Here is a 22,022-nt window from a genome sequence, read left to right as displayed (position 1 = left end):
CGCGAGGTGTACCACTAGCCTGAGGTCGTGATCAACACTACGAGCGCCCGATGACGACGGCGGTCATCTGGAGCGAGGACTTCCTGTCCTATCGCTGGGCCCACACGCACCCGATGAACCCGGTCCGACTCGCCCTCACGATGACCCTCGCGCAGAGCCTCGGGGTCCTCGACGACGTCGAGACGGTCCCGCCGCAGGCCATCGACGACGACGCGCTGACCGTCGTCCACAGCCGCGACTACATCGACGCCGTGCGTGCGGTCGGCTCCGGGACCGCGTCGCTGTCGGGCCCGTTGCTCGAGCGGTTGTTCGGTCTCGGTGACGCCGACAACCCGGTCTTCACCGGGATGCACGAGGCCGCGCGCCTGCTCGTCGGCGGCACGCTGGCCGCGGCCCAGACGGTGGTCTCGGGGGCGGCGACGCGAGCGGTCAACATCGGTGGTGGCATGCACCACGCGATGCGCTCGCGCGCGGCGGGGTTCTGCATCTACAACGACTGCGCCATCGCGATCAAGTACCTGCTCGACAACGGCTTCGACCGGATCGCCTACATCGACGTCGACGCCCACCACGGCGACGGCGTCCAGGTCGAGTTCGCGGCCGACCCGCGTGTGATGACGGTCTCGCTGCACCAGCATCCGGCGACACTGTGGCCGGGCACCGGATGGCCGACCGAGGTCGGCGACGGCGATGCCGCGGGCAGCGCGGTCAACCTGGCCCTCATGCCCAACACCGAGGATCGATTGTGGCTGCGCGCCTTCCACGCCGTGGTGCCGTCACTGATCGCCGAGTTCCGGCCGCAGATCATCGTCAGCCAGTGCGGCGCCGACAGTCATCGGGCCGATCCGCTAACCGACCTCTCGCTGACCGTCGACGGCCAGCGGGCGGCGATGATCGCCATGCGCGACCTCGCCGACAAGTACTGCGAGGGCCGCTGGATCGCGGTGGGCGGCGGCGGCTACGGCGTCGTCAACGTGGTGCCGCGCAGCTGGACGCACCTGCTGGGGGTGGCTCTCGGGCGCGAGGTCGACGTATCGTCGGTCATCGACGAATCCTGGTGTGCCACAGCCGAACAGATCTCTGAGCAGGTGCATTCCGACTACGCCGCCCCGCCGGTTCGGGTCATGGGCGACGGGGGCATCGTCGACTACCAGCCGTGGGCGGGTGACGCCGGTCAGGAGCCACCCGAGGGCGTCGCCGCCAACGCCCAGCGCCAGACCGATCGCGCAATCCTCGCCACGCGACGCGCGGTGTACCCGCTCCACGGTCTCGACCCGGAGGATCCCCGTGACTGACGACACCACGACCGCGACGGACGCTTCGCCTTCCGACCCGCCCGCCGCGGTGGCCGATCAGCCGGAACCACGCAGCCCGTGGGACTACCCGCGGCACTGGATCGCCGACGTGCTGGCCTCCGACGGCGGCGTCGTGCATCTGCGGCCGATCGTGCCCGACGACGCCGACCGCATCGTGGCATTCCACTCCAAGCTGTCCGAGCGGACGCGCTACATGCGTTACTTCGGTCCGACCCCGACCCTGCCGCCGCGCGAGGTCGCACGGATGACGACCGTCGACCATCAGCAGCGGGTCGCGATCGTCGCCGAACTCGGGGGCGAGATCATCGCGGTCGGCATCTACGAGGGCCTCGGCTTCGACGGCAAACCCGAATCGGCGGAGGTGGCCTTCGTCGTCGCCGACGAACACCAGGGGCGTGGTCTCGGACCGATCCTGCTCGAACACCTCGCCGGGGCGGCGGCGGAGAACGGCTTCACCCGCTTCGAGGCCGAGGTGCTCAGCGAGAACCCGAACATGGTCGCGGTGTTCCGCGACGCCGGGTATCAGCTGGCGCGGAGCTTCGACGGTTCGACCGTGCACGTCGAGTTCCTCATCGACCCCACCGAGGCGATGCTGTCGGTGCGCAACGCCCGGGAACGCGCCTCGGAGGCGCGCAGCGTGGCGAACCTGTTGCGTCCCACCTCGGTCGCGGTCATCGGCGCCTCGACGGACCCGAACAAGGTCGGCAACGCGCTGCTGGCGAACATCATCGCCGGGGGGTTCACCGGACCGGTGTTCCCGGTCAACGGACCCGCCCGGGTCGAGGACGAGGAGTCCGAACCGGGCCGACGCGGGGCCGGTCGTGAACCGACGCCGGCGCGTCGACGCACTCGGGAACGCCCGCCGTCGGTGCGCGGGATCCGTGCGTACGAGACCGTGCGGGACATCCCCGATCCCGTCGACCTCGCGGTGGTCGCGGTGCCGGCCGCGCGCGTGGACGACGTGCTCGACGACTGTCTCGTGAAGGGTGTGCGCACGCTCGTCGTGGTGTCGTCGGGCTTCGGCGAGTCCGGTGAGGAAGAGGGGTTGGAGAACGAGCGCCGGCTGGTGGCCCAGGTCCGCGAACACGGGATGCGTCTGGTCGGGCCGAACGCCCTGGGGGTGGCGAACAACGACCCCGCGGTCGCACTCAACGCGACCCTCGCGCCGCGCATCCCGGGCGCGGGCCGGGTGGGGTTCTTCTGTCAGTCCGGCGCGCTGGGGATCGCGATCCTCGACACCGCAGCCCGACGCCAGATCGGCCTGTCGACGTTCGCCTCGGCCGGCAACCGCGCAGATGTGTCGGGCAACGACCTGCTCCAGTACTGGGACACCGATGCCACCACCGACGTCATCCTGCTCTACCTCGAGAGCTTCGGTAACCCGCGCAAGTTCTCCCGCATCTCGCGCCGGGTGTCCCGCTCGAAGCCGATCATCGCGGTCAAGTCCGGACGGGGCGCCATGACACCGGTCCGCGCGGCGCGATCGGCGGCCACCCTCGACGACCAGATCGCCCGGATGATGCTCGAACAGGCGGGGGTGATCCAGGTCGACACGATCCCCGAATTGTTCGACTGCGCGGCGTTGTTCGCCTATCAGCCGCTCCCGCGGGGACCGCGCGTCCGGATCATCGGCAATTCCTCGGTGCTCGGCAGCCTGGCGGCCGACACCGCGCGCAACGGCGGCCTCGAGGTCGTCGACACGATCGATCTGGGAGCCGGTGCCTCCGAGGAGGAGTTCGAGTCGACGGTCTCCGCGGCGATGGCCGACCCGGGTATCGACGGGATCATCGTCGTCTTCGTGCCGCCGGTGGCGGTGGGCGCCGACTGGCATGCCCGCGCCCTCATGGCGGCGGCGAACACGCCCGACGCCGATGGCGACAAACCGATCGTCACGACCTTCCTGGCCGTGGACGGCATCCCACCGGGCCTGACCAGGCCCGGTCCGGGCGGGATGCCGACGAAGGGGTCGATCCCGTCGTACGGCTCACCCGAGCGGGCCGCGGCAGCGTTGGCGAGGGCCTGGCAGTACGCCCGGTGGCGCCAGCGGCCGGAGTCCGTCGTGCATCGTCCCGAGGGCACGGACCCCGAGACGGCCCGGATGTTCGTGCGTGAGGCCATGTCGGGCGAGGGTGTCCCCGACACTCCCGGCGAGCGATTGCTCGGACACGTGGAGTCGGCGAAGTTGTTGCGCTGGTACGGCATCCACGTGGTCCCGTTCCGGGAGGTCACCACCATGCACGAGGCGTCCGCGGCCGCGCGCGAGCTGGGACTACCGGTGGCGGTGAAGGCGACGTCGGACAAATGGCGCGGCCGGCTCGACCGCGAGGGCGCGCGCCTCGACCTGCCCGACGCGACATCCGTGGTGACCGCGTTCGCCGAACTCACCGAGCTGACCGGTGATCGGGTGCTTCACGTGCAGAAGATGGCACCGAAGGGCGTCGGCACGGTGATCCGGGTCCGCGACGACCCGTCGTTCGGTTCGGTCATCTCGTTCGGTCTGTCCGGGCGGACGTTCGATCTGCTGGGCGATCACGGTTATCGCGCCGTCCCGCTGTCCGAGCTCGACGCTCGTGAACTGATCGAGGAGCCGCGGTCGGCTCCGCTGCTGTCGGGATATCGCGGGGAGGAGCCGGCCGACAAGGAGGCGCTCGCGGATCTCCTGCTCCGCATCTCGACCCTCGTCGACGACATCCCGGAGGTACGCGAAGTCGTCTGCGACCCGATCCTGGCCTCGGTCGACGGGGTGGCCGTGCTCAATGCCCGGATACGAGTGGGCCCGGTGCCCGACAGGCGGGACACCGGACCCAGACGACTCGGCTGATCGGCGGACCCGACCGAGAGACTCAGTGAAGGCGGCAGTCGAGCGAGGGGGGACGCTCAGCTCGCGTAGGCACGCAGGCGCTCGGCACGGTCACCGTGGCGGAGCTTGCCCATGACCTCGCGCTCGATCTGACGGACGCGCTCTCGCGACAGCCCGAAAATGCGGCCGATCTGGTCGAGGGTGCGTGGCTGGCCGTCGTCGAGGCCGTAGCGCATCCGGATGACCTGCTGTTCCCGCTCGTCCAGCGTGGCGAGGACGGCCCGGATGTCGGAGTGCAACAGTCCGGCGATCACCGCGTTCTCGGCGGAGGTGGCCTCGGCGTCTTCGATGAAGTCTCCGAGCGGTGCTTCCTCGTCGCTGCCCACCGGCATGTCCAGGCTCACCGGGTCGCGGCTGTGGTCGAGGAGGTCGGCGATCTTCTCCGCGGGGATGCCCGACTCGTTGGCCAGTTCGTCGTCGGTCGCCTCTCGGCCGAGCTGCTGGTGCAGCTCGCGCTTGATACGGGCCAGCTTGTTGACCTGCTCCACGAGGTGGACGGGGAGCCGGATCGTGCGACTCTGATCCGCCATGCCGCGGGTGATCGCCTGACGAATCCACCAGGTGGCGTACGTCGAGAACTTGAAGCCCTTGGCGTAGTCGAACTTCTCCATGGCCCGGATCAGACCCAGATTGCCCTCCTGGATCAGGTCGAGGAGCGGCATGCCGCGGCCGGTGTATCGCTTGGCCAGCGAGACGACCAGGCGGAGGTTCGCCTCGAGCAGGTGCGCACGGGCGGCCTCACCTTCCCGGACGATGACCGCGAGGTCACGCTTCTTGGCGGCGGAGAGCCGCTTCTTGTTCGCCAGAACGTGTTTGGCGTAGAGGCCGGCCTCGATCTGCTTGGCGAGTTCGACCTCCTGCTCCGCGTTGAGGAGAGCGGTACGACCGATTCCGTTCAGATAGACACGGACCAGATCCGCCGCTGGAGACTGGGCGTCGAGATCTTGTTCGGTCATCGCCGGCCGGGTACCCGGAGGGGTGACTTCGGCGAAACCTTTGGTCGGGGTCGAACGTGCAACTGTCGAGCGTGACATGCGGCCTCCTGACTTGAGTGCGTTCACTGGGTCCAACGTCCATGTGTGGCCGATAGTTCCCGAGAGTGCTTCGGAGCAAACCTCGATGAGGCTTGGTGACCTGCGCATTCTTTTTCGCGACTCGACAAGCGGCTGAGAAGTTGCTGAGATGTCGCGCGCGACGGAACCGCGCCGCGATGCGGTGAACGGGTCGAGGTGTCAGGCGCGGGGATCGTCGGGGTCGACGACCTGCCCGTCGACGGTGCGCGACAGCTTGTTCTCGGTGTCGGGGAGTGCGGGCGGGCCCACGACGTGGTGGTCGGCGCCGTACTTGTACTGGGGGACCTCGCCGCGCTTGCGCGGTGGACGGTCGTTGGCGATGAGGACCGCCGCCCAGGGCAGCGGGATGGAGATCGCGACGATCGCCAGCGCCAGGAGGCCCGACCCGGTGATGCCGTAGGCGATGCCGGCGATCAGGAGGGCGGGTACGCGGAAAGCCATGAGGAACAGGTATTTCCGAACGCGTGCCCGGTGCTGGGCCTCCAGCGAGTCCGGCGCGTCGGTGATCAGGTAGGTCTCGGCGGCCGACCATTTCGACAGGGGGTGGCCGTGCTCGTCGACGTGTGGTGACGCGCTCCTGTGGCCGTACTGACCGCGACCGGTCTCACCCATGGATTCCCTTTGTTCGAACACCCTCTCCACTGTCCCACTTTCGATCATCGAATGCACCCGCGGCTTCGCCCGCCGCCGCCTGTTGACGCACAATGGACGCATGGGAACCGAAACCATCGAACGCCCGGACCTCGACGAATGGTCCGACACCAAGACCGACGAGCGTCCCGACGCCGACGCGACCGATCGGGATGACGACGACCGCCCCAAGTTCTTCCACTACGTGAAGAAGAACAAGATCGCCGAGAGCGCGGTGATGGGGAACCACGTCGTCGCCCTCTGCGGCGAGACCTTCCCGGTGACGCGGTCGGCCAAGCCCGGGTCTCCGGTGTGCCCGAAGTGCAAGAAGATCTACAGCAAGATGCGTAAGTAGCGGCTGCCTGATCGGGCCCGCCCGCTGCCGCCCGGCGGCGGGCCCGGCACCGTCAGCCGCGCCCGCGTTCGCGCGGCTGCCTGCGGATCGGACCGGAGGACAGCCGGTCGGGCAGGGTCCGGAGCTGTCCGGTGAAGTCCGAGGTCTGCGAATTCACCCAGTGGCGCACCTGAGTCGTGGTCGAGGCCTTCGCCGGCCAGAACTGTTGCACCGCGGCGTTGAACTCCGCGCCGATCACGATGCCGAATCCCAGCGAGAACGTGAAGAGCAAGAACGCGATCGGCGTGGCCAGCGCTCCATAGGAGACCCCGGCCTCGGTGATCTTGGTGAGGTAGATGCGCAGCAGATAGCTCGCCACCCAGAAGAACACGCCGGCCACCACGGCGCCGCCGATGAGCCGATGCCACGGCAGGGGATTGGGCAGCGCGAGGTGATAGAGCGTTGTGAGCACGAACAGGAGCAGGACCGCGACGAACGGGAAGTAGCCGTAGTCGATGAGGGTGGTGACGAACGATCCCCACGATTCCGGCACGATCGCCCGGAGGTAGTTCGGTCCGAGGGCGACGAGGGGCAGCAGGAACACCGCCACGCTCAGGAATCCGACGTAGAGGAACAGCGCGAAAAACCGCTGCCACACCGGATTACGGACCTCGTGCTGATCGTGGGCGTGGGCGATCGAGGCGATGAAGCACGATACGGCCGACGATCCCGCCCACAGTGACAGGACGAAGCCGACGGACATCAACCCGATCCGTCCGCGACCGAGCACGCTGTCGACGGTGGGGGTGATCAGGTCGTCGACGACGGTCGGGGTGAACGTGCGGTCGGCGAAGTCGATGATGCGGGCGTACACGACGTCGACGGTGTCGGGACCGAACCAGCCCGCGACGTAACCGACCGAACCGAGCAACCCGAGCAGCAGCGGCGGCAGGGACAGCGCCTGCCAGAACGCGGCCTGCGCGGCCCAGCCGATGATCCCGTCGTCCCAGGACTTGACGATGGTCCGCCAGATCACGCGATGGATGTTCGGCAGCACCGGCAGGCCGGGCCCGGTCGGTGCCTCGTCCCGAACCGGGTCGTCGTTGCCCGGCTTCGCCGAACGGCCGGCGTCGGCGGGCACCTCGACGTCGCCGGACGCGGCCGCGGCCCGCAACGCGGCGGAGCGCAGGGGTTCGGTCGCGGTGTCGCCGATCGGGGCGGTGATCGCGGCCGACACGGGCGCGGGTGGCGCCCCCGCGGGCAGGCTCGGCGCAGCCACCGACGACGTCTCGTCGGCCAGCGGGACCGGATTCCTCTTACGCGTTGTGATGTGTTCAATATCCCTGATCGGAGGGGCGGTTGGGTACTCGGGTCACCAGGCGAGTCGTTCGGATCGCCCACGAGGGGCGACTTCCGTGGGCACCTCGGCCCGGTGTCGGGATGCGGGAGCTGTCGCCGGTCGGCGGTACGATTGGCGGGTCCCCTTGGGCGCGGGTGCCGCACGCGAGGGGTCATTTCATGTCCGGCAGTACACCCGCACGCGTGGAGGAGCAGCACTGAAGGTGACGTCAGCCGAACCCTCCGCCAGTGGTCCGTCCGGGTCCACGAGCGCCCCCACACAGCAGCTCCGCGCCTGGCAGCGTCGTGCGCTGACCAAGTACCTGACGCAGAAGCCGAAGGACTTCCTCGCCGTGGCGACCCCCGGCGCAGGCAAGACGACCTTCGGTCTGCGCATCGCCCGCGAACTGCTCGACGACCGCACCGTCGACAAGATCACCGTGGTCGCGCCCACGGAGCATCTCAAACACCAGTGGGCCGAGGCCGCGGCGCGCGTCGGGATCGCGCTCGACTCCCGGTTCACCAATGCCGCCGGACAGACCAGTTCGGACTTCCACGGCGTCGTGGTCACCTACGCGCAGGTGGCCGCCCACCCGGCTCGGCATCGGGTGCGCACCGAGAACTACCGCACGCTGGTCATCCTCGACGAGATCCACCATGGTGGCGATGCCAAGTCCTGGGGTGAGGCGATCCGCGAGGCCTTCGACGACGCCGAGCGCCGGCTGCTGCTGACCGGTACGCCGTTCCGCTCGGACGACTCGCCGATCCCGTTCGTCACCTACGAACCGGAGGCCGGCGGGCATCAGCGTTCCAAGGCCGACCACACCTACGGCTACGCCGACGCCCTGAAGGACGGCGTCGTCCGCCCGGTCGTGTTCCTCGCCTACTCCGGTGAGGCCAGTTGGCGGGACAGCGCGGGCGAGGAGTACACCGCGCGCCTGGGCGAGCCGCTCTCGGCGGAACACACCACGCGCGCCTGGCGCACTGCCCTCGACGCTCACGGAGACTGGATCCCGGCGGTGCTCACCGCCGCCCACACCCGCCTCGGACAGTTACGCGCGACCGGCACACCGGACGCGGGCGGCCTGGTGATCGCCACCGATCAGACCGCGGCCCGCGACTACGCCGAACTCCTCACCGCCATCACCGGTAGAGAACCGACGGTCGTGCTCTCCGACGACCCGAAGTCGTCGTCGCGGATCGGCCAGTTCGCCGCGTCCACCGACGAGTGGATGGTCGCGGTCCGCATGGTGTCCGAGGGTGTCGACGTGCCGCGCCTGGCCGTGGGCGTGTACGCCACCAGTTCGTCGACCCCGCTGTTCTTCGCGCAGGCCATCGGCCGCTTCGTGCGATCGCGTCGGCCGGGTGAGACCGCGAGCGTCTTTCTGCCGTCGGTGCCGGTGTTGCTCGACCTGGCCAGCCAGATGGAGGTCGAGCGCGATCATGTGCTCGGCAAGCCGCACCGCGAGAGCGACGGCCTCGACGACCAATTGCTGATCGACGCCAACAAGCAGGAGGACGAGCCGGGGGAGGACGAGCCGAAGTTCCAGTCCCTGCACGCCGACGCCGAGCTCGATCAGGTCATCTTCGACGGCACGTCGTTCGGCACGGCGACGTTCGCGGGCAGCGATGAGGAGTCGGACTACCTCGGTCTTCCGGGGCTGCTCGACGCCGATCAGGTGCGTGCCCTCCTGCGCAAGCGGCAGGAGGACCAGGTCACCGCGCGGACGGCTGCGTCGACCGCGGAGTCCCCGGGGAATGCCGAGCAACCGACGCCCGGCCGACCCCCCGGGACGACCGGTGAGAACCTGCACGCGCTGCGCAAGGAACTGAACACTCTCGTCGCCATGCATCACCATCGCACGGGTAAACCGCACGGCATGGTGCACAACGAATTGCGGACCCGTCTCGGTGGGCCGCCGACCGCGATGGCCAGTGCCGAGCAACTCAAGGAACGGATCGCCGCGCTGCGCGAGTGGCGCTGATCGGTCGGGTCGGGCGAAGGCCCGGACATGACCGACACGACGGACAGACGCACGACACGACAGAGCCCGGCCGGATGATCCCGGCCGGGCTCTGTGCGCGTAGGAACGCCCGTGTCAGATCGTCGGGATCGTCAGACCAACTCGCCGGCGGACTCGACGACGGTGGCGCTCAGCTCGACGAGACGGGCTTCGTGCTCGTTGAAGTGATGGCGGCAGAAGAGAAGCTCGCCGCCCTTGGGCAGGACGGCCCGTACCTTGGCTGCGGCGCCGCAGCGATCGCAGCGATCGGCGGCAGTGAGCGGCAGGTAGATCGGGGCTGTGGTGGCGATGTCAGTCATGGTTGTCGTTCCTCCGTCCCGGTCCGGCGCCGGTGTCCGGTCGCCTTCCCTTCGAGCCGACACATCCGGGCGATGCGTCTACCTCACTCTGTCAGACGCTCGAGGCGTTCGTATTGTTCCGGGGTTGCGCTCGGTGTGTCGTCACTCACCGTTTACCTCGCGCAACAACTGGACAACGATCGCCCGAACGCAATGCGACCCGGCCATGGGGGCCGGGTCGCACCACTCTACGTGTTCTGCGCGGGTCGGGTCGGACGGTCAGCTCGTCCGGGTGGGGGAGTGCGTGCCGCTCGCGCCCGCGTCGGGTTCGGGTTCGGTGTCGGCGGCCGGGATGTCGGACGTTGATGCCGCCTCGGTGCCCGAACGCTCCGTGCCCTCGGCGCCCACGAGCGCCTCTTCCTGCTCCTCGCGGAAGTGGGTGACCGCGTCCGAGGACTCGTTCTCACGGTCGCGCAGGTACTCGCGAAGCGAGTAGGCGAACGCCGCTGCCCAGGCGATGGCGATCACGACGTAGAAGACGTTGCGCACCGAGCCGGGGGCATCGATGAAGTCGCTCTTCAGCAGGCTGCGGGTGTTGGTGAGGACGATCAGGCCGCCGACCGAGGCGCCCAGAAGGCGCGGCGGAATGTGGCGCACGAGCCAGGCGGCGATCGGCGCGGCGATCACGCCGCCGACGAGGATGGCGCCCACCCACGCGAAGTTGATGCCCTGCGAACCGAGGCTGAACAGGAAGCCGAGGCTGGCGGCGACGGCGATGATGAACTCGCTGGTGTCGATCGAACCGATCACCTTGCGGGGTTCGAGGCGGCCGCTGGCCAGGATGGCCGGGGTGCCGACCGGCCCCCAGCCGCCGCCACCGGTGGCGTCGACGAATCCGGCGACGAATCCGAGCGGGCTCAGGAAACGCTTGCGCAGCGGCTTGCCGAGGTTGTGCCGGGGGATGCCCTGGAAGGTGAAGCGCACCAGGATGTAGAGACCCAGCAGCAGGAGGATCACGGCCATGACGGGGGCCGCGGTCTCGGTGGAGAGATTCGACAGGATCGTCGCGCCGAGGAATGCGCCGATGGCACCCGGAATCGCGATCCGGCGCACGACGCGCCAGTCGACGTTGCCGAACTTCCAGTGCGAGACGCCGGACACCAGCGTGGTGCCGATCTCGGCCAGGTGCACCGTTGCCGACGCGGCGGCCGGGTTGGTGCCGATGGCGAGGAGGAGGGTCGTGGTGGTGACGCCATAAGCCATGCCGAGACTGCCGTCGACGAGCTGTGCAGCGAAGCCGACGAGGCCGATCAGGACAATCGTTCTCATAGTGGGTCTTTCCGGGAAGTCACACCGTCAGGGGCGTGACGAGGCTGGAGCGGGCACGATGCGGCCGCGAGAAGAGAAACGCAGAAGGTGGGGACGCACGTGGGCCCCGGGGCGGGTTGGGTCGCCTCACAGACACAGCATCGAGGCTGTGCGCAGCAGGTCAACGGTGGCGCGGCGCACCAACATGGCGCCGCGTCTGCTCCCGGTCACTGCGTAAGTCACCGCGCCATCCTATGTAGTGCCTCGCCGAAACTCCGACTCTCCGCCTGTGTCGAAATCGGAGCGCGCGCAAACCTTGACAAATCTGCCTTCGCGTGTGCGTGCGGGCACGAAAACGCCGTCGCCCCCGTACCGGTGAGGCACGGGGGCGACAGCGTCGAACGAAACGGTGAGCTAGTCCAGGTAGTCGCGCAGGACCTGCGACCGCGACGGGTGGCGCAGCTTGGACATCGTCTTGGACTCGATCTGCCGGATGCGCTCGCGGGTCACGCCGTACACCTGGCCGATCTCGTCGAGCGTGCGGGGCTGACCGTCGGTGAGACCGAACCGCAGGCGGACGACGCCGGCCTCGCGCTCGGACAGGGTCTCCAGGACCGACTGCAGCTGATCCTGCAGCAGCGTGAAGCTGACCGCGTCCACCGCGACCACGGCTTCGGAGTCCTCGATGAAGTCACCGAGCTGACTGTCACCCTCGTCGCCGATGGTCTGGTCCAGGGAGATCGGTTCCCGGGCGTACTGCTGGATCTCCAGCACCTTCTCCGGGGTGATGTCCATCTCCTTGGCGAGCTCCTCGGGCGTCGGCTCGCGGCCGAGGTCCTGGAGCAGTTCGCGCTGGATTCGACCGAGCTTGTTGATGACCTCGACCATGTGCACCGGGATACGGATGGTGCGGGCCTGGTCGGCCATGGCACGGGTGATCGCCTGGCGAATCCACCAGGTGGCGTAGGTCGAGAACTTGTAACCCTTGGTGTAGTCGAACTTCTCGACCGCGCGGATCAGACCGAGGTTGCCCTCCTGGATCAGATCCAGGAACGCCATGCCGCGGCCGGTGTAGCGCTTCGCCAGCGACACGACCAGGCGGAGGTTCGCCTCGAGCAGGTGGTTCTTGGCGCGGTTGCCGTCGCGCGAGATCCAGTTGAGATCGCGTTTCTGGGCGGTGCTGAGCTTCTCGCCGGCATCCATGATGCGGCGGAGACGTTCGGTGGCGAAGAGCCCGGCCTCGATCCGCTTGGCGAGCTCGACCTCTTCCTCCGCATTGAGGAGGGCGACCTTGCCGATCTGCTTCAGATACGCGCGGACGCTGTCGGCCGAGGCGGTGAGTTCGGCGTCCTTGCGCGCCTGGCGCAGGGCCTCCGATTCCTCCTCGTCCCACACGAAGTCGCCCGACTTCGCAGCGGCGGACTCGTCTTTGGCGCCCGCCTTCGCGGTGGCGGAGGCGGCGCCGGCGGCGGCCGGGGCCTTCGCGTCCGCGGACTCCTCGTCGTCGTCCGACTCGTCGGAATCGTCATCGTCGTCGACCTCGAGGTCGTCGATCTCGACGTCTTCCAGCTCGGCGTCGGGACCGTCGATGTCGTCGATCGAGTCCGGGTCGTCGGGCTCGGCGTTCGGATCGTCGCCGGCGCCCTCGGCCGACGCGGCCTTCTTGGCAGCTTTCTTCGGGGCCGCCTTCTTGGTGGCCTTCTTCGCTGCTGCCTTCTTGGCGGGAGCCTTCCGGGCGGCGGTCTTCTTCGCAGCCTTCTTGGCGGTCCGTTTGGCCGGGGCGTCGGTCGCGGCGGGGGTCGACTCGGTCGACTCCTCGGCCTCTACATCACCCTGATGGGTCGTGATGGCTGCCACGTACAACCTTTCGAACTGTCTTCTGTGGTGTCTACTGTCGTCTGTCACCAGACGCGACACGGCAGCACGAGCCGCCGTGGACGAGGTCTTGGTTTCGCGGTTGGAATGACCGGTGACGACCATTGTAACGACATCGTCCGGTCCGGTGTGTCAAAGACCTGGTCAATGGACGCGCGGCGCTAGGTTTTGAGGCCCCGCGAGACCGCCATGGCGGCGCCGACGATGCCTGCTGTGTTGAGCAGTACCGCCGGTACCACCGGGGTCTTGTTGGTCAGCAGCGGAATCCACTTGTCGGACTTGCGGCTGATGCCTCCGCCGGCGACGAAGAGCTTCGGCCAGAAGAGTGCTTCGTAGGTCTCGAGCACCTCGGAGACCTTCTCGGTCCACTTCTCGTAGGACCAGCCCTTCTCCTCCCGGACGCGGGAGGAGGCCTGATGCTCGGCTTCCTTCTTGCCGACCTGGAGGTGTCCGAGCTCGGTGTTGGGCACGAGGGTGCCGTCGATCAGGATCGCCGATCCGATCCCGGTCCCGAACGTCAACAGCATCACGACCCCTGCGACGTCCTTGCCGGCGCCGTACGCGTCCTCGGCCATGCCCGCGGCGTCGGCGTCATTGAGCACCGACACCTGCCTGCCGTCGAGGTGTTTGCTGAACAGCTCGTAGACGTCCGTGCCGATCCAGGCCTTGTCGATGTTGGCGGCCGTGCGCATGATCCCGTCGGTCACGACGCCGGGCAGGGTGATGCCCACCGGGCCCGTCCAGTCGAAATGCGCAACGACCTCGGCCACCCCGTCGGCGACGGCGTCGGGTGTCGCCGGCTGTGGGGTCAGCACCTTGAACCGCTCGCCGACGAGCTCACCGGAATCGAGGTCCACGATCCCGCCCTTGATCCCGGACCCACCGACGTCGACGCCGAAACCGAGGTTGGTCGAGGGCGTCGAACCGTCGGGGTCGGACGATTCGGGGACGGACGTGTCGGTCATGGCGGGGCTCCCTGTCCGGGTCGGCGGCAATCGACATCCAGGCTATCCACGCGACCTGCCGAACGCGCGACATCGCAACACTTGTCGACACCTTTCGCCCGTTCGAGGCGAGAGATCGGTCACCGCGATCGGCGATGCGGTCGGGCCATGTGCTGACATGGAAGGCGTGGATCAGACAATTCCGGTGGACGAGCTCGCCGCGGTCGCCGACGCCGTGGCCCGGGAGGCCGCCGCGCACGTGCGTCGCCGCCGGCCCGAATTGTTCGGTGCGACACCGGGACACGGCGAGCCGCCGGAACCGGGCACCGTTGACGCGACGGTGCAGCCCGGGTCGACGACGTCGACGGTGCAGGCTGTGTCGACGAAGTCGACGGAAACCGATCCGGTCACCCTCGCCGACACCGAGACCGAGCGACTGATCCGCTCGCTGCTCCGTCAGGCGCGCCCCGACGACGAGGTGCTGGGTGAGGAGGACGGCGGCACTCGCGCGGTGCCCTCCGGCGTCCGATGGGTCGTCGACCCGATCGACGGCACCGTCAATTTCATGTACGGCGTCCCGGCCTACGCGGTGTCGGTCGCGGCGCAGGTCGACGGGCGGTCGGTGGCCGGGGTGGTCGTCGACGTCGCCCGCGACGTGACCTACGGCGCGACCCTCGGCGGCGGAGCCTGGGCCGCGGACTCGACCGGGGTCCGGCGCCCGTTGCGCTGCAACCCTGTCAGTCGTGCCGAACTGGCCCTGGTGGCAACGGGTTTCGGGTACGACGCAGCACGACGCCGACAGCAGGGCCGCATCGTCGCCGAACTGCTGCCGCGCGTGCGGGACGTGCGTCGCATCGGCGCCGCAGCCCTCGACCTGTGCATGGTCGCCGCCGGCGCGGTCGACGCGCACTACGAGCACGGGCTGAGCCCGTGGGACTGGGCGGCGGGAGGCCTCATCGCTGCCGAAGCCGGCGCCGTCGTCCAGACGCCGCCGCCGGACTCCCGGGCCGACGAGGGACACATCACCGTCGCTGTCGCGCCGGGTGTGGCCGACGAATTCCTCGCGCTGCTGGACGAATTCGATGCGCGTCGCCCGCTGACCTGAGTCAGCAGGGCGTGGAGTGCACGGCCTCGACGAGTACCGGGTCGACGCCGCTCGCCGGGTTCTTCGGGTCCGCCGAGCGCAGTGCCTCCAGGGCGGCCTGCGCGTCCTGCGACATCTCGCCGCCCGAGTGGTGGACACCCAGGGCGACATCGACGGCCGTCCCGCGCCGGCCGTCGTCGACGAGCTGGGCGCACGGGAACGCGAGCCACGTGGCCGCCGCGGCGGCGCGACCCGCCGGGCCGAACCGGATCTGCGCGACGCAGTCGAGATCCCGGTTGGGGTACACCGGATCATCGGCGTATGGGTTGTCCGGCACGGGCGTGAAGCCCTGGGCGGTGAGGTCGTCGGACACCGTCCGGGCAGCGCCGCGTTCGTCGGAGGCGTTGAGTACCCGCACACCGAAGGTCGACAGCGGAGCCGGTGCGACCCCGAGCATCTCGTCGCGCCCGACGACGGTCAGCGTCGGCGGTGCGGCCGGTGCGGGTGCGCCGGCCTCCACCGACGTCGGGGGAGTCGGCTGATTGCAGGCCGTCGGTACGGATTCGGTGTCGCCGCCACCGAGCGCGATCGCCCACACCACCACACCGACGACCATCAGGACGACGACCGTGATGATCGCGGGCGCGTAGCGGCGCCGACGGTAGGGTCGGCCCTGCTCGTCTGTCGGATAGCCGGACGTAATCTTCGACACCACCGTGAACTGGCTCCTCAACTGGGCGTTGCGTGATCTCGGATCACTCTAGAGGGTGGCCCCGCGGCGGACCGCGTGCCTCGCCGGGAGCGGTGTCGGCCGCGCGAATCGGGTCGTCTGCCGACGGACGAGGTGAAACTTACCGACGAGTTGGGTGCAGTGTATTGACCTTGGATGGGGCGTCGACTATGCTTCGGGCGCCCGCGCTTCCAGACCCGGGGTGCGCCTGATATCTAACCGTGATCGAAATCACGCAATACGTTTGTTTCTCTGGTACGAATCTCGCCCGAGACGACGTTGCAGTGACCCCATCGGTAAGACAATCCCGGCGGAGTCGTGCGCAAGAACACCGGGTGGCGACGTCAGCGCCGTCACCGTGAGCGCCCCTCACACTCTCGACAAGTTAGGCACAGAATGGCTACAGATTATGACGCGCCACGGCGGACGGAGACCGAGGACCTCAACGAGGACTCGCTCGAAGAGCTGAAGGCCCGGCGCAGCGAGGCCCAGTCCTCGGCGGTGGATGTCGACGAGAGTGACACCGCGGAATCCTTCGAACTCCCCGGCGCCGATCTCTCCGGCGAAGAGCTGTCGGTGCGTGTCATCCCCAAGCAGGCCGACGAGTTCACCTGTACCAGCTGCTTTCTCGTCTATCACCGCAGCCGGCTGGCCGAGGAGAACGGAAGCTCGCTCATCTGCGTCGACTGCGCGTGAGCAGGTCCGCCGCCAGCGACTGACAGCTGACGAAAGGGGCCGTCGCCGAACACCGGCGCGGCCCCTTCGTCGTGTCCGGGGTCAGGCGGTGGGGGCGGGACGGTCGGCCGCGGCGTCCTCGATGCCCAGGGCGGCGAGGAGTTCGGCCGGGCGCCGGGTGGACACGAGCCAGTACGGGGTCGGGTCGTCGGGATCGTCGAGCACGATGAGGACCATCGTCTTCACCCAGGACCGGTGCACGAGGTAGGCGGCCGGATCGAGCTGGCGGCCGAGTGCCGCGCTCTTGGCCGACGCCGGAACCGTGGCCCCGCGGGCCACGACGCCGCGCGGCAGGACGGCGCGATGGGCGTGCAGTTCCCGATCCGGGGTCACCCGGATGCGGGTGCGGCCCATCGACCACAGCATCACCGCGCACAGCACGCCGGTGGCGACGTAGCCGATGATGCTCCAGGCGCTCCCACGCGCCGACAGCTGGATCTCGTAGCCCACCACGCCGGTGAGGACCACGGCGGCGAGCCACCACCACCAGGGGACGTACAGGCGTTCGTCGAACCGATCGGTCGTCGAGTCGGTCACGCCGGCGTTCCGCCCGGTGGGTGCGGGGGAGGCGTCCGACGTGCCCCCGGGGCGCTCGGGCGAATGATCTGCGGTCACGTGACCAGCGTAGTCTGCGTCCGTGACCCCAGATCTCCCCCCTGCGCAGCCCTCCGCCCCGGCGTCGATCGCGGTCCGTCGCCTCGACCCCGACCTACCCCTGCCGACCAGGGCGCACCCGGGTGATGCGGGGGTCGACCTCTATTCGACGATCGATCTCGAACTGCCCGCCGGGCGCCGGCAGCTCGTCGGAACCGGGATCGCGGTGGCCCTGCCGGTGGGCACCGTCGGGCTGATCCACCCGAGGTCGGGCCTCGCCGCCCGGGCCGGCCTGTCGGTCGTGAACACCCCGGGCACCATCGACGCCGGCTATCGCGGAGAGATCAAGGTGTGTCTGATCAACCACGACCCGGAGCAGACGATCTCGATCGCGCGCGGCGACCGGATCGCCCAGCTGATCGTGCAGCGGGTCGAGCTGCCCGACTTCGTCGAGGTCGACGAACTCGACCAGACCGCCCGGGGCGACGGCGGTTACGGATCGAGCGGCGGTTCGGCGATTCTCGCCTGACCGCTGCCCGGCGGTGGTGGATTACTGTTTTCCGTGTGGCCGGCAGATCGTCGTCGCCGGCGGTGACGAACCAGGAGTGACGCGATGGCACAGGACGGATCAGAGGAACTGCGGGTCGGTCAGGCGCGCGGTCCCTACGACCTCGAGGCGCTGACCACCCGACCGCAGGAGCTCGAGAACTCCCATCTCGACCTCGGCTCGGTGCTGGTGCCGGTGGTCGAGGGTGGCCAGGTCACCGTGGAGATGTCCGAGGCCCACCAACCGCAGAACGTGTACCTGGTGACCCCCATCGGCCGCATCTCGGTGACGGCCTTCGCGGCACCGAAATCCCCGGGGATGTGGCGCGAGGTGGTCCGGGAACTGGCCGGTTCGCTCCGCGACGACGGCGCCACCACGAGTGTCGAGGACGGGCACTGGGGGCGTGAGGTGGTGGCCGAGGTGGACGGTGTCACCCATCGGTTCATCGGGGTCGACGGGCCGCGCTGGCTCGTCCGGTGTGTGGGCAGCGGGCCCACCGAGAACTCCGAGGACCTCGCACGGCTGAGCCGTGCGGTGCTCGCCGAAACCGTCGTCCGGCGCGGTTCCGAACCCTTCCCCCCGCGGGACCCGCTCCCGATCGTGCTGCCCCCGGTGCTCGCCGAGCAGGTCGCGGCCGCCCAGCAACAGATGTTCGCCGACCCCGCGGCCGGACAGAATCCCCAGAACCCGAGCGCCCATAACCCGACGGCCCAGGCTCCGGTCGCCGGGGCCGACGCGGACGCGACCGACGAGTCGGGTCCCGTCGCCGGCGGCGCGCTCGATCAGGTCGCGCACGCCACCGTGTACGGCGAGAACACCTATCGCGATGACGCGGATGCCGCTGTCGAGGTCCCCCAGGACGAATCACCCGCGGCCGAGGCGCCCGATGTGCCGGCGGACGCCGATGACCAGGAGCCGCCGTCGTCGGGATCGGCGATGCAGCGCTTCCTGCGACGGCGCTGACGTCCGGTCACGCCTGCGGGTCCATCAGACCGAGGATGCCGTCCCGCGTGCCGGCTCCGAGGAGCCCCGGGTTCCGGCCCCAGTCGTCGAGGGCGACCTCTGCGAGAGCCGATCGCGGTGCGGCGGCGTGCCATTCACGGGCGACGGCGATCGGGTGCACGGGATCGTCGGGGGCCGCGACGATGGCGAGGGGCACCGTGAGGCCGCCGATCTCGGCGGGCACCGGAGCCCGGTAGCCGGCCGCCTCGCGCAGGGCGGCGGCGAGTCCCGGGTGCAGGCGCCGCCACGACCGGGTCAGTTCCGCGGCCAACCAGCCGGGGCTGCTGCTCGCCATCGCGGCGATGGTCGCCTCGAGTCCGTCACGCTCGAGGGCCTCGGCGGTGGCGACGGCACTCGCGGCCGCGGGGGCGGTGTGGGCCTCACCACTCCATGCCGGCAGCGCGGCGAGCACTCCGGAGCACCGTCGTCCGGCATCACCGATGGCCCAGTCGAGCGCGATCGCGGCCCCGATCGAGACGCCGCCCACCAGGATCGACCGATGCGCTCGAGCGGCACGCTCCAGCCCCAGTCGGTGGCCGTCGATCAGCGACGCCGTCGGTTCCAGGGCGATGAGCTCGATGCCGAGGTCGGCGGCGGCGACGCCGAAGGAGCGGGAGGCGTGGTCGGCGTCGGAACCCGTTCCCGGGATCACGACCAGAGCGGTCGGCGGCGGGCGGTGCAGACGGTCGGTGCCGGGCATCAGGGCATCATCCCCTAGTGTGTCCCGGGGCCCCGCGCAGACCCGAGTTCGCGGCGGCCCGGCACCGCGGAATGCCCCCGTGGTCGTCTACGTTGTCACTGGCACGGGCCGGGGTCTACGCTGGCGGACAGGTCACCGATCACTCGTTCGGCGACCCACGGTCACCGCTCTGCACAGCCCGCGGTACCGGCCGAAATCCATTGGGAGGGTCGAGATGCCCACTGCCGGCTATCTCAAACGACTTACCCGTCGGCTGACCGAAGATCTCGGTGACGCCGACGCAGAGAAGATCGCCGAGGAATCCAAGGCGACGGGCGCCCAGCGCGCATCCGAATGCTGCCGCGGTGACGAGGTCACCATGCACGGCGAGCTCCGCGCCGTCGAGACGTGTTCGCGGTCGGCCAAGGCGGGTGTGAAGGCCGAATTCTTCGACGGTTCCGACATCGTGATGCTCAAGTGGCTGGGTCGCAACCGCATCACCGGGATCGAACCCGGCCGCAAGGTCACCGTCCGCGGCCGCCTCGCCGAGCAGGACGGACACAAGGTGATCTACAACCCTTATTACGAGCTGCACGGCGTCGACGAGTGACCGGCCCGGCGCCCGACCAGTCGGCATCTGAACCGTCGGCTCCCGAGCGGACGACGCCGACGGTCCTCGAACAGATCGGTGGCGTCTCGGGCCTCGTCTACTCGACGGTGCCCGTGGTGGTGTTCGTCCCAGTCAACTCCTTCTTCGACCTCCGCACGGCCATCTACGCCGCGCTCGGCGTGGCAGCGCTGCTCTTCGTCGTACGACTCGTACGCCGCGAACCGCTCACACCCGCGATCTCGGGCCTGCTGGGTGTCGGGATATGCGTCTTCATCGCCGATCGGGTGGGGGATGCGAAGGGCTACTTCCTCTTCGGCATCTGGAGCACCCTCGTCTACGCGATCGTCTTCGTGATCTCGATCCTGGTGCGCCGGCCCCTCATCGGTGTGGCGTGGCACTTGGTCAACGGCGAGGGGTCGAGCTGGCGCAGACAACGCTCCATCCTGCGTGCCTACGACATCGCCACGGCGCTGTGGGCGCTGCTCTTCGCGGCGCGCTACCTCACCCAATCGGAACTGTACGACGACGGCGCGACCGGGTGGCTGGCCTTCACCCGCATCGCGATGGGGTGGCCCCTGACCGCTCTCGTGGTGCTCGCGACGATCCTGCTCGTCCGCCGCGCGCAGCGCGCCGAAGCGGCCCGCGCGGCGGCCTCGGCGGACGCCGAGATCACCGCACGATCTGCATAGCCTCGTAGAGGGCGGGTTCGGCCTCGGTCGGCGCGATGAAGATCAGTTCGTCGCCGCCCTCGATGGGGTCGTCGCGCTGCGGGACGATCACCCGGCCGCCGCGCAGGATCGCGACGAGTGCCGCGTCCCGGGGGAGTTCCAGCTTGCGTACGGGTTTGCCCGCGAGCGGCGTGTTCGACGGCAGGGTCAGTTCGACCAGATTGGCCTGTCCCTGGCGGAAGGTCATCAGCCGGACCAGATCGCCGACCGACACCGCCTCTTCGACGAGGGAGGCCAGCAGTCGCGGCGTCGACACGGCCACGTCGACGCCCCAGTCCTCGCCGAAGAGCCACTCGTTGCGGGGATCGTTGACGCGGGCGACCACCCGGTTGACCGCGAACTCCGTCTTCGCGAGGAGGCTGACGACGAGGTTGGCCTTGTCGTCGCCGGTCGCGGCGATCATCACGTCGTAGGTCTGCAGCTGCGCGTTCTCGAGATTGGCGAGTTCGCACGCGTCGGCGAGCACCCAGTCCGCGCCGGCGACGGCGTCGGTGTCGATGTGTCCGGCGTCGCGCTCGAAAAGCGTGACCTCGTGGGCGTTCACGAGCAACTCGCGTGCGATGGAGCGCCCGACCGCGCCGGCTCCGGCGATGGCGACCTTCACTTCAGGACTCCTTCGGCCCGGATCATCCGGACTCGTTCTGGGTGAACGGCTTCGCGGCGAGGCCGCGGGCGTTCTTGAGATTGTCGAGCATGACTGCCCCGTAGATCACATCGTCCTGTTGGACAACGGTTTTCGCGTCGGGCAGGACCGGGCGTCCGACGCGGCTGAGGAACACGACCCGCGCGCCGGTCTGTTCCTGGAATCGGGCGACCGAGATGCCGATCCAGGACTCGTCGACGTCGATCTGCGCGATGGCCAGCGAACCGGACGGGTCGCGCCACTCCATCGTCGTCGTCTCGCCGAGTGCCGAGACGAACCGTTCGGTCGTCCACGGCACGGTCGCCACCGTCGGGATCCCGAGACGCTCGTACACCTCGGCGCGCTTGGCGTCGTAGATGCGGGCCACGACGCGCTCGACGTCGAAGGTCTCGCGGGCCACCCGCGCCGAGATGATGTTCGAGTTGTCCCCGGACGACACCGCGGCGAAGGCGTCGGCGTGTTCGATGCCCGCCTTGACCAGGATCTCGCGGTCGAACCCGACCCCGGTGATCGTGCGGCCCGCGAAATCGGGACTCAATCGCACGAACGCGCTCGGATCGCGGTCGATGATCGCGACGTCGTGTCCGCGCTTCTGCATCGCCATTGCGAGCGAGGATCCGACCCGCCCACAACCCATGATGACCACCTGCACGGCATTCCTCTCCACATGCGGCTCGTCTGCCGCGAGTC

At 69.1% G+C, this 22,022-nt stretch carries 22 protein-coding genes; 10 read left to right on the top strand and 12 right to left on the bottom strand.

The genetic code is table 11. The features are described from left to right. Nucleotides 1–50 precede the first annotated feature (50 nt). Nucleotides 51–1,295 (top strand): acetoin utilization protein AcuC, encoded by a 1,245-nt coding sequence (locus AB4Z55_RS16405; RefSeq protein ID WP_064571751.1) that lies wholly within the window; start codon nt 51–53, stop codon nt 1,293–1,295. Continuing rightward, entirely contained in the window at nt 1,288–4,137 is a 2,850-nt protein-coding gene (locus AB4Z55_RS16400) for a GNAT family N-acetyltransferase (protein ID WP_369520096.1), read from the top strand. The genes AB4Z55_RS16405 and AB4Z55_RS16400 overlap by 8 nt, the downstream gene beginning before the upstream one ends. Before the next feature lie 56 nt (nt 4,138–4,193). Here the strand turns inward: AB4Z55_RS16400 and AB4Z55_RS16395 are convergent, their stop codons facing one another. Together AB4Z55_RS16395 and AB4Z55_RS16390 are read right to left on the bottom strand one after the other, a co-directional pair. Next, a complete protein-coding gene (locus AB4Z55_RS16395; protein WP_369520095.1) occupies nt 4,194–5,132 on the bottom strand; it encodes a sigma-70 family RNA polymerase sigma factor in 939 nt (312 codons plus the stop codon). A gap of 276 nt (nt 5,133–5,408) precedes the next feature. Next, nucleotides 5,409–5,861 carry a DUF3099 domain-containing protein gene (locus tag AB4Z55_RS16390; RefSeq protein ID WP_369520094.1) on the bottom strand — a complete coding sequence of 151 codons (453 nt, stop codon included), beginning with the start codon at nt 5,859–5,861 and terminating at the stop codon, nt 5,409–5,411. Nucleotides 5,862–5,961: 100 nt separating this feature from the next. On the opposite strand from AB4Z55_RS16390, the gene AB4Z55_RS16385 reads away from it, so the two are divergent. After that, entirely contained in the window at nt 5,962–6,234 is a 273-nt protein-coding gene (locus tag AB4Z55_RS16385) for a DUF3039 domain-containing protein (RefSeq protein ID WP_010840877.1), read from the top strand. A 52-nt stretch (nt 6,235–6,286) separates the two neighbouring features. On the opposite strand, the gene AB4Z55_RS16380 is transcribed toward AB4Z55_RS16385, so the two are convergent. After that, the gene (locus tag AB4Z55_RS16380; RefSeq protein ID WP_369520093.1) at nt 6,287–7,492 is read right to left on the bottom strand and encodes a YihY/virulence factor BrkB family protein; all 1,206 of its coding nucleotides are present in this window, start codon (nt 7,490–7,492) and stop codon (nt 6,287–6,289) included. A gap of 283 nt (nt 7,493–7,775) precedes the next feature. Between AB4Z55_RS16380 and AB4Z55_RS16375 the strand changes: the two genes are divergently transcribed. Beyond that, the gene (locus AB4Z55_RS16375; protein ID WP_369520092.1) at nt 7,776–9,536 is read left to right on the top strand and encodes a DEAD/DEAH box helicase; all 1,761 of its coding nucleotides are present in this window, start codon (nt 7,776–7,778) and stop codon (nt 9,534–9,536) included. Between the two features lie 131 nt (nt 9,537–9,667). On the opposite strand, the gene AB4Z55_RS16370 is transcribed toward AB4Z55_RS16375, so the two are convergent. The 4 genes from AB4Z55_RS16370 to ppgK form a co-directional block, all read right to left on the bottom strand. Continuing rightward, nucleotides 9,668–9,874, bottom strand: coding sequence for a hypothetical protein (locus AB4Z55_RS16370; RefSeq protein ID WP_004018852.1), 207 nt, complete (start codon nt 9,872–9,874; stop codon nt 9,668–9,670). Nucleotides 9,875–10,132: 258 nt separating this feature from the next. Beyond that, a complete protein-coding gene (locus tag AB4Z55_RS16365) occupies nt 10,133–11,182 on the bottom strand; it encodes a sulfite exporter TauE/SafE family protein (RefSeq protein ID WP_369520091.1) in 1,050 nt (349 codons plus the stop codon). A gap of 393 nt (nt 11,183–11,575) precedes the next feature. Continuing rightward, complete coding sequence (locus tag AB4Z55_RS16360) at nt 11,576–13,141, bottom strand: RNA polymerase sigma factor (RefSeq protein WP_239403468.1); 1,566 nt, start codon at nt 13,139–13,141, stop codon at nt 11,576–11,578. A gap of 56 nt (nt 13,142–13,197) precedes the next feature. Then, complete coding sequence (gene ppgK, locus AB4Z55_RS16355; RefSeq protein ID WP_248645323.1) at nt 13,198–14,001, bottom strand: polyphosphate--glucose phosphotransferase; 804 nt, start codon at nt 13,999–14,001, stop codon at nt 13,198–13,200. Between the two features lie 157 nt (nt 14,002–14,158). Between ppgK and AB4Z55_RS16350 the strand changes: the two genes are divergently transcribed. Next, entirely contained in the window at nt 14,159–15,085 is a 927-nt protein-coding gene (locus AB4Z55_RS16350) for an inositol monophosphatase family protein (protein ID WP_248645324.1), read from the top strand. A gap of 1 nt (nt 15,086) precedes the next feature. Here AB4Z55_RS16350 and cei read toward each other — a convergent pair whose 3' ends face one another. Continuing rightward, nucleotides 15,087–15,779 (bottom strand): envelope integrity protein Cei, encoded by a 693-nt coding sequence (gene cei / locus AB4Z55_RS16345; RefSeq protein WP_004018847.1) that lies wholly within the window; start codon nt 15,777–15,779, stop codon nt 15,087–15,089. A gap of 411 nt (nt 15,780–16,190) precedes the next feature. On the opposite strand from cei, the gene AB4Z55_RS16340 reads away from it, so the two are divergent. Further along, the gene (locus tag AB4Z55_RS16340) at nt 16,191–16,490 is read left to right on the top strand and encodes a DUF4193 domain-containing protein (protein WP_004018846.1); all 300 of its coding nucleotides are present in this window, start codon (nt 16,191–16,193) and stop codon (nt 16,488–16,490) included. 81 nt (nt 16,491–16,571) lie between these two features. Here the strand turns inward: AB4Z55_RS16340 and AB4Z55_RS16335 are convergent, their stop codons facing one another. Beyond that, nucleotides 16,572–17,144 carry a DUF3093 domain-containing protein gene (locus tag AB4Z55_RS16335; protein WP_064571759.1) on the bottom strand — a complete coding sequence of 191 codons (573 nt, stop codon included), beginning with the start codon at nt 17,142–17,144 and terminating at the stop codon, nt 16,572–16,574. A 22-nt stretch (nt 17,145–17,166) separates the two neighbouring features. Between AB4Z55_RS16335 and dut the strand changes: the two genes are divergently transcribed. Continuing rightward, nucleotides 17,167–17,652: a dUTP diphosphatase gene (dut, locus tag AB4Z55_RS16330; protein WP_101818756.1), complete on the top strand. Its 486-nt coding sequence runs from the start codon at nt 17,167–17,169 to the stop codon at nt 17,650–17,652. An 84-nt stretch (nt 17,653–17,736) separates the two neighbouring features. Beyond that, entirely contained in the window at nt 17,737–18,633 is an 897-nt protein-coding gene (locus AB4Z55_RS16325; protein WP_369520090.1) for a DUF3710 domain-containing protein, read from the top strand. Nucleotides 18,634–18,640: 7 nt separating this feature from the next. On the opposite strand, the gene AB4Z55_RS16320 is transcribed toward AB4Z55_RS16325, so the two are convergent. Then, on the bottom strand, nt 18,641–19,372 hold the full coding sequence (locus AB4Z55_RS16320; protein ID WP_369520089.1) for an alpha/beta hydrolase: 732 nt from the start codon (nt 19,370–19,372) through the stop codon (nt 18,641–18,643). A gap of 214 nt (nt 19,373–19,586) precedes the next feature. On the opposite strand from AB4Z55_RS16320, the gene AB4Z55_RS16315 reads away from it, so the two are divergent. Continuing rightward, complete coding sequence (locus AB4Z55_RS16315; protein ID WP_004018839.1) at nt 19,587–19,961, top strand: OB-fold nucleic acid binding domain-containing protein; 375 nt, start codon at nt 19,587–19,589, stop codon at nt 19,959–19,961. After that, entirely contained in the window at nt 19,958–20,650 is a 693-nt protein-coding gene (locus AB4Z55_RS16310) for a DUF3159 domain-containing protein (RefSeq protein ID WP_369520088.1), read from the top strand. Before AB4Z55_RS16315 ends, AB4Z55_RS16310 begins: the two co-directional genes overlap by 4 nt. Here the strand turns inward: AB4Z55_RS16310 and AB4Z55_RS16305 are convergent. Further along, on the bottom strand, nt 20,631–21,293 hold the full coding sequence (locus tag AB4Z55_RS16305; RefSeq protein WP_004018837.1) for a TrkA family potassium uptake protein: 663 nt from the start codon (nt 21,291–21,293) through the stop codon (nt 20,631–20,633). The genes AB4Z55_RS16310 and AB4Z55_RS16305 overlap by 20 nt on opposite strands. 22 nt (nt 21,294–21,315) lie before the next feature. After that, the gene (locus AB4Z55_RS16300) at nt 21,316–21,984 is read right to left on the bottom strand and encodes a TrkA family potassium uptake protein (protein ID WP_004018835.1); all 669 of its coding nucleotides are present in this window, start codon (nt 21,982–21,984) and stop codon (nt 21,316–21,318) included. Nucleotides 21,985–22,022 lie beyond the last annotated feature (38 nt).

Origin of the sequence: Gordonia sp. ABKF26, from assembly GCF_041103195.1 — a bacterium.
Taxonomy (GTDB): Bacteria; Actinomycetota; Actinomycetes; order Mycobacteriales; family Mycobacteriaceae; genus Gordonia; species Gordonia terrae.
The sequence above is the reverse complement of the archived record's forward strand: the minus strand, read 5'-3'. Positions and strand labels throughout refer to the sequence as shown.

Bases quoted from the DNA above. Each gene is read 5' to 3' on its own strand.
- AB4Z55_RS16405 (WP_064571751.1), top strand. From the start codon at position 51: ATGACGACGGCGGTCATCTGGAGCGAGGACTTCCTGTCCTATCGCTGG.
- AB4Z55_RS16370 (WP_004018852.1), bottom strand. From the start codon at position 9,874: ATGACTGACATCGCCACCACAGCCCCGATCTACCTGCCGCTCACTGCC.
- AB4Z55_RS16385 (WP_010840877.1), top strand. From the start codon at position 5,962: ATGGGAACCGAAACCATCGAACGCCCGGACCTCGACGAATGGTCCGAC.
- AB4Z55_RS16395 (WP_369520095.1), bottom strand. From the start codon at position 5,132: ATGACCGAACAAGATCTCGACGCCCAGTCTCCAGCGGCGGATCTGGTC.
- AB4Z55_RS16360 (WP_239403468.1), bottom strand. From the start codon at position 13,141: ATGGTCGTCACCGGTCATTCCAACCGCGAAACCAAGACCTCGTCCACG.
- AB4Z55_RS16320 (WP_369520089.1), bottom strand. From the start codon at position 19,372: ATGCCCGGCACCGACCGTCTGCACCGCCCGCCGCCGACCGCTCTGGTC.
- AB4Z55_RS16365 (WP_369520091.1), bottom strand. From the start codon at position 11,182: ATGAGAACGATTGTCCTGATCGGCCTCGTCGGCTTCGCTGCACAGCTC.
- AB4Z55_RS16315 (WP_004018839.1), top strand. From the start codon at position 19,587: ATGCCCACTGCCGGCTATCTCAAACGACTTACCCGTCGGCTGACCGAA.
- AB4Z55_RS16325 (WP_369520090.1), top strand. From the start codon at position 17,737: ATGGCACAGGACGGATCAGAGGAACTGCGGGTCGGTCAGGCGCGCGGT.
- AB4Z55_RS16350 (WP_248645324.1), top strand. From the start codon at position 14,159: ATGGAAGGCGTGGATCAGACAATTCCGGTGGACGAGCTCGCCGCGGTC.
- AB4Z55_RS16340 (WP_004018846.1), top strand. From the start codon at position 16,191: ATGGCTACAGATTATGACGCGCCACGGCGGACGGAGACCGAGGACCTC.
- AB4Z55_RS16390 (WP_369520094.1), bottom strand. From the start codon at position 5,861: ATGGGTGAGACCGGTCGCGGTCAGTACGGCCACAGGAGCGCGTCACCA.
- ppgK (WP_248645323.1), bottom strand. From the start codon at position 14,001: ATGACCGACACGTCCGTCCCCGAATCGTCCGACCCCGACGGTTCGACG.